Origin of the sequence: Pseudonocardia alaniniphila, assembly GCF_022524485.1 — a bacterium.
Lineage (GTDB): Bacteria > Actinomycetota > Actinomycetes > Mycobacteriales > Pseudonocardiaceae > Pseudonocardia > Pseudonocardia alaniniphila.
In genome coordinates this window covers 342,734-355,687 of record NZ_JAKXMK010000004.1, presented here as the reverse complement: position 1 = coordinate 355,687, position 12,954 = coordinate 342,734, and the positions used below count along the sequence as shown (strand labels likewise).

General features: G+C 70.7%; 14 protein-coding genes. 11 read left to right on the top strand and 3 right to left on the bottom strand.

The genetic code is table 11. The annotated features are described in order from the left end of the window. The first annotated feature begins 320 nt into the window (after positions 1–320). Both MMF94_RS06395 and MMF94_RS06390 read left to right on the top strand, forming a co-directional pair. A complete protein-coding gene (locus MMF94_RS06395) occupies positions 321–1,298 on the top strand; it encodes a glycosyltransferase family 2 protein (protein ID WP_241035328.1) in 978 nt (325 codons plus the stop codon). Further along, positions 1,295–2,935 (top strand): GMC oxidoreductase, encoded by a 1,641-nt coding sequence (locus tag MMF94_RS06390; RefSeq protein ID WP_241035327.1) that lies wholly within the window; start codon positions 1,295–1,297, stop codon positions 2,933–2,935. The genes MMF94_RS06395 and MMF94_RS06390 overlap by 4 nt, the downstream gene beginning before the upstream one ends. Before the next feature lie 4 nt (positions 2,936–2,939). Here the strand turns inward: MMF94_RS06390 and MMF94_RS06385 are convergent, their stop codons facing one another. Next, positions 2,940–3,908, bottom strand: a complete 969-nt coding sequence (locus tag MMF94_RS06385) for a methyltransferase (RefSeq protein WP_241035326.1) — start codon at positions 3,906–3,908, stop codon at positions 2,940–2,942. Between the two features lie 102 nt (positions 3,909–4,010). Further along, complete coding sequence (locus MMF94_RS06380) at positions 4,011–4,352, bottom strand: MmcQ/YjbR family DNA-binding protein (RefSeq protein ID WP_241035325.1); 342 nt, start codon at positions 4,350–4,352, stop codon at positions 4,011–4,013. A 343-nt stretch (positions 4,353–4,695) separates the two neighbouring features. Between MMF94_RS06380 and MMF94_RS06375 the strand changes: the two genes are divergently transcribed. The 6 genes from MMF94_RS06375 to MMF94_RS06350 all read left to right on the top strand — a co-directional run bounded on the left by MMF94_RS06375 (position 4,696) and on the right by MMF94_RS06350 (position 9,122). Beyond that, entirely contained in the window at positions 4,696–5,145 is a 450-nt protein-coding gene (locus MMF94_RS06375) for a hypothetical protein (RefSeq protein ID WP_241035324.1), read from the top strand. Positions 5,146–5,225: 80 nt separating this feature from the next. Next, positions 5,226–5,843, top strand: coding sequence for a dihydrofolate reductase family protein (locus tag MMF94_RS06370; RefSeq protein ID WP_241035323.1), 618 nt, complete (start codon positions 5,226–5,228; stop codon positions 5,841–5,843). A 116-nt stretch (positions 5,844–5,959) separates the two neighbouring features. Next, positions 5,960–6,508 carry a DinB family protein gene (locus tag MMF94_RS06365; protein ID WP_241035322.1) on the top strand — a complete coding sequence of 183 codons (549 nt, stop codon included), beginning with the start codon at positions 5,960–5,962 and terminating at the stop codon, positions 6,506–6,508. Positions 6,509–6,754: 246 nt separating this feature from the next. Further along, entirely contained in the window at positions 6,755–7,321 is a 567-nt protein-coding gene (locus MMF94_RS06360; RefSeq protein ID WP_241035321.1) for a dienelactone hydrolase family protein, read from the top strand. Positions 7,322–7,587: 266 nt separating this feature from the next. Next, positions 7,588–8,703 carry a patatin-like phospholipase family protein gene (locus MMF94_RS06355; RefSeq protein WP_241035320.1) on the top strand — a complete coding sequence of 372 codons (1,116 nt, stop codon included), beginning with the start codon at positions 7,588–7,590 and terminating at the stop codon, positions 8,701–8,703. Between the two features lie 86 nt (positions 8,704–8,789). Further along, the gene (locus MMF94_RS06350) at positions 8,790–9,122 is read left to right on the top strand and encodes a putative quinol monooxygenase (RefSeq protein ID WP_241035319.1); all 333 of its coding nucleotides are present in this window, start codon (positions 8,790–8,792) and stop codon (positions 9,120–9,122) included. Between the two features lie 19 nt (positions 9,123–9,141). Here MMF94_RS06350 and MMF94_RS06345 read toward each other — a convergent pair whose 3' ends face one another. Next, positions 9,142–10,158 carry a TerC/Alx family metal homeostasis membrane protein gene (locus tag MMF94_RS06345; protein WP_241035318.1) on the bottom strand — a complete coding sequence of 339 codons (1,017 nt, stop codon included), beginning with the start codon at positions 10,156–10,158 and terminating at the stop codon, positions 9,142–9,144. A 171-nt stretch (positions 10,159–10,329) separates the two neighbouring features. Between MMF94_RS06345 and MMF94_RS06340 the strand changes: the two genes are divergently transcribed. The 3 genes from MMF94_RS06340 to MMF94_RS06330 are packed head-to-tail and all read left to right on the top strand — an operon-like array spanning position 10,330 to position 12,945. Next, positions 10,330–10,719 (top strand): BatC protein, encoded by a 390-nt coding sequence (locus tag MMF94_RS06340; protein WP_241035317.1) that lies wholly within the window; start codon positions 10,330–10,332, stop codon positions 10,717–10,719. Then, the gene (locus MMF94_RS06335; RefSeq protein ID WP_241035316.1) at positions 10,709–11,995 is read left to right on the top strand and encodes a cupin domain-containing protein; all 1,287 of its coding nucleotides are present in this window, start codon (positions 10,709–10,711) and stop codon (positions 11,993–11,995) included. Before MMF94_RS06340 ends, MMF94_RS06335 begins: the two co-directional genes overlap by 11 nt. A gap of 8 nt (positions 11,996–12,003) precedes the next feature. After that, positions 12,004–12,945 (top strand): sucrase ferredoxin, encoded by a 942-nt coding sequence (locus MMF94_RS06330; RefSeq protein ID WP_241035315.1) that lies wholly within the window; start codon positions 12,004–12,006, stop codon positions 12,943–12,945. The last annotated feature ends 9 nt before the right edge of the window (positions 12,946–12,954 follow it).

The following is a 12,954-nucleotide window of genomic DNA, read 5'->3' as shown; positions in this document are numbered from 1 at the left end:
GTCTGCGTTGATCGTCCAGGACGACGATCGGACCACACTGGACTGACAGCAACGGCCCTCCGCTGCGCCTCCGGCTCGGAAAGACGTGCCCGTCGCCGGGCCGACGGCGGGGTCGAGCCGGTCGCCGCGGACGTCGTCGTCACTCACCGGCGCGACGGTCGCCCGTTCGGATGGACGCCTGTCAACGGTCGGCGGACGGGCGTGCTCGTCGCCCGTCATCCGCCTCCCCAGCTGCTACTTTCCGCGAATCGCCCCTGGTCACAGCGACGAGGAGGCGCGCGTCCCCTCCTCCCCGTACCACTTCGAGAGGCTGCATGCCGATGGCACGACCGACCTCCGACCTGTCCGCCGACGTCGTGATCTGTGCCTACACCGAGGACCGCTGGGACATGCTGTGCCGCGCGGTGGCCTCGGTGCAGGAGCAGTCGACGGTGCCGGGCCAGATTCTCGTGTGCGTCGACCACAACGAGCGGCTGTACGAGCGCTGCGTGGAGCGGTGGGGGGCGACCGGCGCCGCCAAAGTGCCGACCGTGCGCGTGCTGCGCAACCGCTTCCCCGGACGGCTGGGCTCGGCGCGCAACACCGCCGTCGAGCAGGTCGAAGCCGACATCGTCGCCTTCCTCGACGATGACGCCGAGGCCACGCCAACCTGGTTGGAAACGCTGCTGCGGGTCTACGTCGAGCACCCCGGGGCGGTTGCGGTCGGTGGCGCGCCCGTGCCGAACCACCGGATCGAGCGGCCGGGATGGTTCCCGCACGAGTTCGATTGGGTGTTCGGGTGCCACTACGAGGGCCTGCCCGACCAGCTGGCCCCGGTCCGGCACCTGATCGGCGCGAGCATGTCCGTGCGCACCGACGCCCTGTGGTCCGTGGGCGGGTTCCACTCCGACAAGCACGACGACATGGACCTGTCCCACCGTGTCGCTGCCGACTACGGCGCCGCGGCGGTCCTCTACGAGCCGAAGGCGCAGATCTCGCACGTCGTCCACCCCGAGCGGCTCACCTGGAGCTACTTCTGGCGGCGCTGTTACTGGATCAACCGCAGCAAGGTCCGGGCGTTCCACGACATGGGCGGCGCCGGCAACATCACCGCCGAACTGCAGTTCGCCCGCCGGATGGCGGCGAGCGTGGCACGCAAGCTGCTGCGCGCCCTGCGCGGCGACACGGACGCGTTCCGGCAGGCGGCCGCGATCGTGGCCGGGCTCGGCGCGGCCGGCGTCGGTTACCTGCAGGGCAGGCTGGAGCTGCGCCTCGGCCGGCTGCCGGTGTCGCTCACCACCGGCCTCGAACCGCGGTGAGCTCGCGGAGCACCCACCTCGTCGTCGGCTCCGGCCCTTCCGCGGCCGCGGTCGCTCTCGCCCTCTCCGAGCACCCGGGCCAGCAGGTCACGGTGCTGGACCTGGGCGGCAGGCTGGACGAGGAGCGCCGCACCGTCCGCGACCGGCTGGCTTCCGCCGACCCGGCGGACTGGCAGCCGCGCGACCTCGACGTCGTCACCGCGCAAGTGCCATGGAACGATCCGCTCAGCGCCGTCCCGCAGAAGCGCACCTTCGGCTCCGCGTACCCGTTTCACGATCTGGGGCAGCTCCGCGGGATCAGCGGCACTCCGGGGACCAACCTCCACGTCGCGTCGTCGGCCTACGGTGGCTTCTCGATCGTATGGGGCGCCCAGGTCATGCCCTTCTCCCGCAGCACCTTCGACCGCTGGCCGGTCTCCTGGGAGGACATGGAGCCGCACTACCGGGCGGTGCTCGGCGAAGTCCCCCTTGCCGGGGACGACGACGACCTCGCGGAGCTGTTCCCGTTGCTGCGTCCCACGAGCGGACTGCCACCGCTCGGTCCCCGCGCCGCCGCCGTGCTGCGCCGCTACGAGCGGCACCGAGACGCGCTGCGGGCGCGCGGGGTCACCGTCGGGCGGGCCCGGCTGGCCTTTCGCGCGCGCGAATGCGTCCGCTGCGGCCTGTGCATGAGCGGGTGCCCGTACCAGCTGATCTACAGCGCCGCCCAGACGATGGACCGGGCACGGGCCCGTCCCGGCGTCCGGGTACTGGACGGGCTGCTGGTGGAGCGCATCGGACAGGAGAGCGGCCAGGCCGTCGCGTCCTGCCGTGACGTGCGGACCGGGCAGCGCTCGGAGTTCCGGGCCGACCGCCTGTTCGTCGGCGCAGGCGGGCTGGGCACGACGCGGCTGGTCCTCGGGTCGCTGGCCGCACCGCCTCGGCGCCTGGAGCTCGCGGAGTCGGCCCAGTACCTCGTGCCGTTCCTCTCCGCGCGGCCGGTCGCGGACCCCCGCGGCCCCGGTGTCCGAGACTTCACCCTCAACCAGTTCAACGTGCTGCTTCACTTCGACGGCGAGGGCTACACGACCTCCCAGGTCCACTGCTACCCGTACAACCCGGCGATCTCCGACGCGCTGCCCGGGTTCCTGCGGCGCCGGTGGGCGGCGCCGGCGGCCCGCGAGCTGCTGCGCCGGCTGTCGGTGGGGTTCGGCTACCTCCCGTCCTGGGCCTCGCCCCCGATCACCGTGGTCTCCCGCCCCGGCGCCTCGGGCGGCCTGCCGGAGCTGGAGCTCGGCCGCGACGAGTCGGCGGAGCGCCCTGAGCTGCTGAGCCGAGCGCTGCGGCGCCTGGTGCGCGCGGCACCAAGCTTGGACCTGTGGCCGCTGCTGACGCACGTGTCCCTGTCGGGAGCGGGAAAGAGCTACCACTTCGGCGGGGCGTTCCCCCACCGCGATGGGCAGGGGGCGACAGCGACCGACGTCTGGGGCCGGCTGCCCTACTGGGACCGCGTGCACCTCGTGGACGGGTCGGTGCTGCCGTCGGTGCCGTCGACCACGTTCACGCTGACCGTGATGGCCAACGCTCACCGCATCGCCTGCGGGGTGCTCGCAGGCCGGGCGCCCGCCGCGGTCGGGGCGGAGTCGGCGAAGCGCTGATACGTCAGCCGGGTTCGTCCGACATGTGGAGTGCGACTCCGAACTCCAGCGCCGTACGCCCGTCTGCCACCGGGCTCGAGCCGCGAAGCACGAGCCCGCACTCGGCGGCCAGCTCGGCCAGCTCGTCGACCGTCCGTTCCCGGCCGCCGAAGCACATCAGCATGAACAGGTCCATCGCGGTGCCGACCCCTTGCCCCCGCACCGGCTCGATCACCACCACAGCGCTGTCCGGTGCGGCGGCGCGACGACATTCGGTGAGGATCTCGCGGGCATGGTCGTCGTCCCAGTCGTGCAGGATGTCGGACAGAAGGTAGGCGTCTACCCCCACGGGCAGAGGGTCGAAGAAGCTGCCGGAAACAGCGCGGGCCCGGTCGTCGAGTCCGGCTGCCGCGAATCTGTCGGTCGCAGCAGCAGCCGTCGGGGCCAGGTCCAGGACCCGTCCGCGAAGATCGGGATGGGCACGCAGAATCGCTGCAAGCACGGTGCCATCACCTCCGCCGACGTCGAGGATCTCGGAGAACCGACTCCAGTCGAAACGTTCGGCGATCTGCGTCGACTGCACCCGGAATCGCCAATTCATCTGGGCGTCGAACGAGCGTCGCAACTCCGGGCTGGCGTCGAGGTCCGCCCAGAAATCGCGCGCGTATCGCTGCACGTAGCCCGGAGTCCCCGTGGTGATCGTCCCGAGCAGTTCCACGAAGCCGAGTTCGGCGCGCCCGCCGGCGCTGTTGATGTCGAGTAAGGGCTTGATCCCGCCCGGGGCGTCCTCGCTCAGCTCGGCGCCGAGACTCGTAGGTCGATAGCGGCCGGACTCCGTATCCCGGTCGAAGACACCGATCGTGACCAGGTGATCGAGCAAGCGTCGTAGAGCGGGAGCCGCGGTTGCGGTCTCGGAAGCGAGTTGCTCCGCCGTTGCTCCCGCGCTCCCCGCGCGCTCCACCAGGCTGAGCGTCGCCGCCACCCGTATGGACATGGGAGTAGCCAGATCGGCCATGGCTCGAATCGACGGTGCGGCCGTTGACAGATCCACCGTCCGAACCTATCCACCCGGCCGACGCCGAGCTATCGGGTTCGATCAGCGGCGGTCGTAATCGGCGACCAGGCGCTTCGGCGCCCGGTTTCGCCAGGCGTGCTCGATCAGCTCCTGCATCCGCTCCTCGCTGACCTTCGCCAGGTCGACGCGAAGGCCGACGAAGATCCGGCCGCTGCGCCACACCTCCTCGTAGACGTCGGGCTGATCGGCCGCCGCCGTCTCGGCCTCTGCCTGTCCGACACACACGATCGCGTGCGCGTCGCCCCTCTCCAGGTGAGCGAGGAGCTTGTCGGCGACCCGAAAGCCGGGCAGGCGGAAGTGTGGCTTCTCCACGACGTCCGGCAGCGCCATCGCGTAGCAACGGATATCAGCCGGCCTGATCATGGATGGGCTCCTCGTCGGCGTCTCCAGTGGACGAACGCGCGATGACGTTATCGAAACCTCGGACGCGCTGAGGAGCGCGTAACAGCCAGGCATTCGGGACGAAGTGAACAAGCAGCGTCCTGACGGTCGAGGGCGCCCGAAGGGGGACCTGATGACGCAGGGCTGGCCGGGCGGGCCTCCACAGCAGCCCGAACAGGGTTGGCAGTCGCCGCACGGGGGATGGCCCCACCAGCCCGCATATGGGCCAGGCCGGCCTCCACCGCAGCATCCGTACGCGCAGCGGTCCTACCAGCCGCAGCCACCGAGAAAGCGCAAGAAATGGCCGTGGGTCGCCGGGGCCGTCGTGCTGTTCCTCGCGGCGCTGATCGGCACTGCGATCAACGGCGCCACGCCGAGTTCGAGGGCGGCCGACAGCGCAGCCCCTGCAGTGCCGCTCGTCCCGCATCGCGTGATCAACTCCCGCGATTGGCAGCTCATCGTGAAGGATCCCGACGCCCACGAGGGCGAACGCATCATCGTGTACGGACGTGTCACGCAGTTCGACGCGGCAACCGGGAATGACACGTTCCGCGCGAGCGTGGACAGCGTCGACCACCCCGGCAACGTCTATGCCTTCGACACGAACACGATTCTGAACGGCAACGCGTCTGCCCTGAAAGATGTTGTCATCGATGACCTGTTCAGGGCTGAGGTCACAGTGGCGGGCTCGATGTCGTACGGCACGCAGATCGGCGGTAGCACGACGGTGCCGATGCTGACGGTCGACACCATCAAGGTCATCGGCCGGGGATGACACGTGCCGTGGACCGATGAGTTCTCCACGCGCGGTGGTCTACCCGGTAGCGACACAACGACACCGAAGGGACCACCCCGATGGCCGACATCGTCTCCACCCTCTTCATCTCCCTCGACGGCGTGGCCGAGATCGCCGAGGACTGGCACTTCCCCTACTTCGACGAGAACATGGGCCGCGCCGTGAACGAGGACTACGCCCCGGCCGATGTGCTGTTGCTCGGCCGCGTCACGTACGACAGCTTCGCCGGCGCGTGGCCGGGCCGCGAGGCCGCGGGCGAGGACGATGCGGCGTTCGCCAAGTCGCTCGGGGACCGGCGCAAGATCGTCGTCTCGCGCAAGCCGCTGGAATCCACCTGGCGCAATACCGAGCTACTCGACGGTGATCTCGTCGAGGCCGCAACCGCACTCAAGGCCGACTCTTCCATTGCGAGCATCCTGATTCCCGGCTCCATCTCGGTGGTGCAACAGCTCCTGGCGGCGGGGCTCATCGACGAGCTGCGCCTTCTGGTGCACCCCGTGGCAGCGCGGAACGGCAAGCGACTCTTCGACGACGGGGACGTGCGCTACCACCTGAGCCTCCTGAAGTCCGAGACGTTCCCCACGGGCGTCGTCCGCCTGCTGTACGCGCCCGCCGTGGCACCCGGCAGGACGACCTACGACGACATCAAGGACATGGGCCCGGGCACCGACGCCTGAGCCGGGAACCCCATGGTGGCCGCCCCTGCACGAGCGGTCCGGTCGTCCGGTCCTGCCGGCCGACCGGACCGCTCGTCGTGTGGCGGTGGGTAATCCGCTGCGTAGACTCGCCGCCCGTGATCAACCCGGACGAGCAGCGCCGCCCGCAACCGCCCCTGGCGGGCGACGAGACCGCCACTCTCCTGGGCTTCCTGGACTTCCAGCGCGCCACCTTCGGCTGGAAGTGCACGGGGCTGGATGCGGCGGGGCTCGCGGCCACGGTCGGCGTCTCCTCGATGACCCTCGGCGGGATGATCAAACACCTGGCGTTCGTCGAGGACCACTGGTGCACCCGGTGGCTGTACGGGCGTGACATGCCGCCCCCGTGGGACACAGTGGACTGGAAGGCCGATCCCGACTGGGACTGGCACTCGGCCGCCGAGGACTCACCCGAGCAGCTCTTCGCACTCTGGCTGGACGCCATGGCCCGCTCCCGCACCCTGGTCGCCGAGGCACTGGCCGACGGCGGCCTGGAGCAGCAGGCCCGGCGCACGCCGCCCGAGCACTGGCACGGCGAGCCACCGACCCTGCGCTGGATCCTGGTCCACCTGATCGAGGAGTACGCGCGGCACAACGGCCACGCCGACCTCCTGCGGGAGTCGGTGGACGGGCTCACCGGGGAGTAGCCGCCCCGGATCAGGACTCCCGATGGGCCCGGACCCGGTTCGGCGACCTACGCGGAGCCGCCACGACTGCACGGACCGGGTGAGCGGCCCCGATCCCGAACGGAGCGACCACGGCTCGTTCGCCGAGCTCTCCGATCCGGAGGGCCTCGCCGGACCGCGCGTGACACAACTGCCCGACATGCCGGGAAACGCGCATTCGTCCTGGTACGCCGATCGTTGTCGGAGTCCGGCGCTAGGGTGCCGCCCATGGCCGAGGTACTGCTCTTCCACCACGCCCAGGGCCTCACGGCGGGATGCCTCTCGTTCGCCGAAGCGCTCCGCTCCGCCGGACATGTCGTGCACACCCCGGATCTCTACGAGGGCAGAACCTTCACCGACCTGGCCGACGGTGTCGGCCATGCCGAGCAGGTCGGCTTCCCCACCATCGTCGAGCGCGGCAGGCTCGCCGCCGAGGGCCTGCCCGGCGAGATCGTCTATGCCGGGTTCTCACTCGGGGTGATGCCTGCGCAGATGCTGGCGCAGACGCGTCCGGGCGCGAAGGGGGCGCTGTTCTTCCACAGCTGCGCACCCACCTCCGAGTTCGGGGGCCGGTGGCCCGCGGGCCTTCCGCTCCAGATCCACACCATGGACGCCGACGACTGGGGCGACCTCGACATCGCCCGTGATCTCGTCGACTCGATGGAGAGCGCGGAGCTCTTCCTGTACCCGGGCGACGGCCACCTGTTCACCGACGACAGCCTGCCTTCCTACGACGAAGGTGCCGCGGCGCTCGTCAAGCAGCGTGTGCTCACCTTCCTCGACAAGGTCGAGTAGACGAAGCCGCTCGGCTCACGAACGCGGTTCGAGCGATTCATTCGCGACCGCGGAAACTCTTCCTTTCTGAGCGGATTGCGAACTCCTCCGAAATCCTCGGAGCCCGGTCGTGTGCAATGCTTATTGCCGCTGATCCCCCGACAACAGCCCGAGCGGACCGACGCGTCATTCCTGGACCGATCCGCATGAATCCGGACCATTCGTCCGGTCGGCAGGCATGAACTGCGAGGCGTGCCCGCAAGGCGTCGTGAAAGGCAAGGCCCCTCATGACCGAGAACGAGCAGCGCCGCAAGGTCGTGGTGGCGTGCCAGGGCGGGGGAAGCCAGACGGCGTTCACCGCCGGGGTGCTCACCGAACTGCTGGCCGACCCGACCGTCGAGATCCGTGCGCTCAGCGGCACGTCGGGGGGCGCCGTGTGCGCGCTCCTCGCCTGGTACGGCCTCCTGACCCACCGTCCCGAGGACGGCATCAGGCGGCTCGAGGATTTCTGGGAGGACAACACCACACACGGCTTCTACGAGAATCTGCTCCAGGCCGTGACGGTCGCCTCGGTCCGCACTGTCGCCGAGCTCGGCATCACCGTCGAGTTCAGCCCGTACAACATTCCGTTCGACGCGCGCCGGCAGTTCCTGCAGTTGCTGGAGCGCCACGTTCCGTTCGACGAGATCCGCCCGGACGAGCTCGACCCGTCAGGACCACGGCTGCTGATCGGCGCCACCGACGTACTCAGCGGCCGGTTCCGCGTGTTCCGCAGCCACGTCGTCAACGGCTACCGCGCCGACCGGATCACCGGCACGGTGATCCTGGCCTCCTCGGCCGTGCCCACCCTGTTCCGCGCCGTACGCCTGGGCGAGGACGTGTACTGGGACGGCGTCTACGCCCAGAACCCGCCGATCCGGGAACTCGTGGACGCCGGACGGCCCGTAGCACCGCAGGGCCCTGCCGGGCCGCCCCCGGAGGAGATCTGGGTGATCCAGATCGACCCCGACCAGCGCAGCGGCGTGCCCATGGCGGTGGACGCGATCCGTGACCGGCGCACCGAGCTGTCGGCGAACATCTCCTACCAGCAGGAGATCTTCGCCATCGGGCACGTCAACAAGCTCATCCAGGAACACCTGCTCACCGCACGCGCGCTCACCAGATACCGCCCCATCAAGGTCCGCGTCATCAGGATGAGCGACGCCGTGGCCTCGGGTCTGGACTGGGAGTCCAAGCTCGTGCGTTCCCCGGGGTTCATCCACAGGCTCTTCGCCCACGGGAAGGAGCGCGCCCGGCTCTTCCGCCACCTCCTCGACTCTCCGGACGCCGACGAGGCCACCGCGCTGCGCGATCGCAACATCTGGGGCCAATGGACGGCCCCGGTGCCGCCCTACCTCGGATAGGGGGCGAACGGACCCGGCCCGGTGCATGATCGGCAGCGATCCGACCCGGGCCTGTCGTTCCGCCGCGGCGCCGCTACGGTCATGCGATGACAGCGGAGCAGCAGCCGGAACGCATCGGCCGGTACGTGCGGATGGTGGCACAGCCCGGCCGGGGGGCCGCGCTGGCCGACACCCTGCTCCGGGTGGCGAGCGGCCTGCGCGACACGCCGGGCTGCGAGCTGTATCTGATCAACCTCTCCGCCGACGAGCCCGACACCATCTGGGTCACCGAGGTGTGGGCCGACGAGGCCGCGTCCGACCGGGCCCTGTCGGCCGATCTCGGCGACGTCGGGATCGGCGAGGTGCTCGAACTGCTGGCCGGCCCGCCCGAGCTGGTGGATCTCCGCCCCCTGGGCGGCACCGGGCTGCCGACGGGCTGAGGCCTGCCGCCGGCGCGGCTCAGGTCTCGCCGCGCCCCGGCTCCGTCGCGTTCTGCTTGTGCGCGCGCAACGAGCCGGCGTGCGCCTTCATCGTCGGGTCGTTCTTCGTCCTGATGAGGCTCGCGACCGTGACCACGACGAGCACCGCCACGATCACCACCAGGCTCACCGCTGTGGAGATCTCCGGGACGGTCGGACTCACGTCCTCGTGCGCCCAGTGCAGGATCAGCTTGACCCCGATGAAGCCCAGGATGATCGACAAGCCGGTCGACAGGTACACCAGCCGGTCGAGTAGCCCCTTCACCAGGAAGAACAGCGCGCGCAGCCCGAGAAGCGCGAAGGCGTTGGCTACGAAGACGATGTAGGGCTCCGAGGTCACGCCGAACACCGCGGGGATCGAGTCGAGCGCGAACAGCAGGTCGATGCTGCCGATCGCGATGAGCACGACGAACAGCGGGGTCAGCACGCGGCGGCCGTCGACCTTCGTGATGATCCGGCCGTCGACGTACTCGGTGGTGATCGGCAGGACCCGCCGCGCGCCACGGACCACCGCGTTGTCCTCGACGTCCGGGTCCTCGTTGCGGTGCCGGAACAGCTGCACGGCCGTGTAGATCAGCAGCAGCCCGAACACCAGGAACATGAACGAGAACAGCGACAGGAGCGTGGCGCCCAGCGCGATGAAGATGGCGCGCATGATCAGCGCCAGCACGATGCCGAACGTCAGGACCTTGTGCTGATACTCCTCCGGCACCGCGAACGTCGTCATGATGATCACGAAGACGAACAGGTTGTCGACCGAGAGGCTCTTCTCGACGATGTAGCCGGCGAAGAACTGGGTGCCCGCATCACCCCCGTAGGTCATGCCGAACCACACGCCGAAGACCACGGCGACAGCGACGTAGAAGACGGACCACGCCGTGGCCTCGCGGAACCCCACACGGTGCGGGCGTATCCCTGACAGCACGAGGTCGATCACGAGAAGCACGACGATCAACCCGATCGTCGCTGCCCAGGTCACCCCGCTGATCTGCAGCACCTGATCCTCCACACCCTCCGATCGGCATTACCGACGCATTACCCAAGGGCATCGCGACCGATGCGTTATGCGTCACCCGGCGGGAAGGCGGGCACGCCGCCTAAAACCGCAGAGAGGGGGTAGTCCTCGCCCGTCATCGCTGTGGTGACGCACCAGCAGAGGAGGAGCTCGATGGCGCTCGACGACGACGACATGATGACCACGGCCGGCGGCGGGACCGAAGGGCCTGCCGACTCGGGCGCGGGCGGCGGCACCCCCGGTGTCCACGACGGTGGAGCAGACGGCGGAGCCGACTCCGGAGCCGAAGGCCCAGCCGACTCCGGAGCAGGCGGCGGCACCCCCGGCGTCCACGACGGCGGAGCAGACGGCGGAGCCGACTCCGGAGCCGAAGGCCCAGCCGACTCCGGAGCAGGCGGCGGCACCCCCGGCGTGCATGACGGCGGCGCGGACGGCGGAGCCGACTCCGGGGCAGAAGGCCCAGCCGACTCCGGAGCAGGCGGCGGCACCCCCGGCGTCCACGACGGCGGCGCGGACGGCGGAGCCGACAGCGGTGCCCGCTGAGGTAACCGGACCTGCGGGGGGTGGTGCCGGGCAGCCCGTGACGGGGTGCCCGGCACCGCTGCAACGCGCCGCTCTCGCCCGCGTCACGGGCCTGGACGCCGCCGAGTTCGGCACCCGGTACTGGGGCCGGGCGCCGCGGCTCGTCCGCGGCGCTGACGCCGATGCCTTCCGCGACCTGCTGGATCTGGACGGTGTGGACGAGCTGCTCTCGCGGCGTGGCCTGCGCACGCCGTTCCTTCGCCTGGCGCGCAACGGGTCGGTGGTCGACTCCAGCTCGTTCACCGGTCCGGGCGGGGTGGGCGCGGAGATCGGCGACCAGGTCCATGAGGACAAGGTCGCCGCGCTCTTCGCCGAGGGCACCACCGTGGTGCTGCAGGCGCTGCACCGCACGTGGCCGGCGGTGATCGACTTCGCCGTGGCGCTGTCGGAGGAGCTCGGGCACCCGGTCCAGGCCAACGCGTACGTGACGCCGCCGTCGTCGCGCGGGTTCTCGGCCCATTACGACGTGCACGACGTGTTCGTGCTGCAGCTCGCCGGGCGCAAGCATTGGACCGTGCACGCGCCGGTGCATCCCGATCCGTTGCGTGACCAGCCATGGAACGCCCATGCGACGGCGGTGGCCGCTCGTGCCCGGGACGAGAAACCCGTGATCGACACGGTGATGGAACCCGGCGACGTGATGTACCTGCCGCGGGGATGGCTGCACGCCGCCACCGCGTTGGGCGACGTGTCGGCGCACCTGACGGTCGGCGTCCACGTGGTCACCCGGTTCGCGCTGGTGGAGGCCTTGACCGCGCTCGTCGCACACGACGAGCAGCTGCGGGCTTCGCTCCCTCTGGGCATCGACGTCGCCGATCCCGCGCAGCTCGCCCCGCACGTCGACGCGGTCCGCGCGGCCCTGGCCGCCGCCCTGGACCGGGTGAGCGCCGACGACGTGGCCCGCCGCGTGCGCGGCCGGGTCTGGGCGGGTGGCAGGCCGGAGCCGGTGCGTCCGGTGGCCGTGGCCACGTTCGTCGAGCACCTCGCCGCGGGCGACGGGGTGCGGCGCCGCGCAGGTCTGCGGTACCGGCTCGTTCACCAGGGCGAGCAGGTCGTCCTCGCCCTGCCCGATCGGCAGATCACGCTGCCGGCCGCCACCGAGGCCGCGGTGCGTGCGCTGACGAGCGGAGGAACCTGCTCCGTGGGTAGCCTCCCGGGCATGGACGAGGCCGACCAGGTCGTCCTGGTGCGCCGCTTGCTTCGGGAGGGTGTGCTGGTGCCGGCCACTCACGAATGACCCCGGCCGTGCCCTGGCTTCGCTGCTCGTTCGTCGCGGACGCCGCCCAGGACCCGCGGGAAGGCAGCGCACCGCCTGCCGACCTCTGGTTCCTGATCGAGCATCCGGGGCCATGGGGCCGGATCCCCCTCGCGCAGTCGGGGATCGACTCGGCCGCGGTGGCGGCGATCTCGGCCTGGTCCATGGCGGAGAACGGTCGGGTGGTGCTCATCCGCAGGCCGGGCCGCGCCGCACGGAACTCCCCGGCCGACGGGATGCCCGCTCCCGGCGCGGTGCGCCGCTGGTTCCGTGTCGACTCGCGCCCGGGGCACGAGTCGATCCGCACGGGCACGTTCGTCGACGAGTCGGATCTGGTTACGGCCGTGCACGCCCCGGGAGAGCCGTACGCCGGTCCGATGGCCCTCGTCTGCACCCACGGCCGGCACGACACCTGTTGTGCCGTGCGTGGACGCCCCGTCGCCGCTGCGATGGTCGCCGCCGACCCCGAGCACGTCTGGGAGTGCAGTCACATCGGCGGCTGCCGCTTCGCCCCGGCACTGGTGCTGCTCCCCCACGGGTTCGTTCTCGGCGGGCCGGGTCCGAGCGAGGCGCCCGCGGTCCTGCGCGACTACACCGCGGGGCGGCTGGATGCGCCGTGGGTGCGCGGACGTTCGTCGCTGCCGCCCGCCGTCCAGGCCGCGCAGCACCACGCCGTCGCGGCCACCGGAGCCACGGGCGTCGACGCCCTGGGGCTCGTCGGCATCTCGGCCGAGCAGTTCGCGGACGGCAGTTCCGGCTGGCGGGTGGAGCTGGCCGACCCCGGGTGCACGGTGTGGGTGCGCGAGCGCCGGGTGGAGACGGGGCGGCCGCTGACGTGCGCAGCCACGGTGACCGGCTGGATGCGGGTGTTCGACCTGGTCGACCTCACGGTGGGGACCCCGCAGGGCTCCCTGCGCGACGCCGACACCTGAGCCGCGACG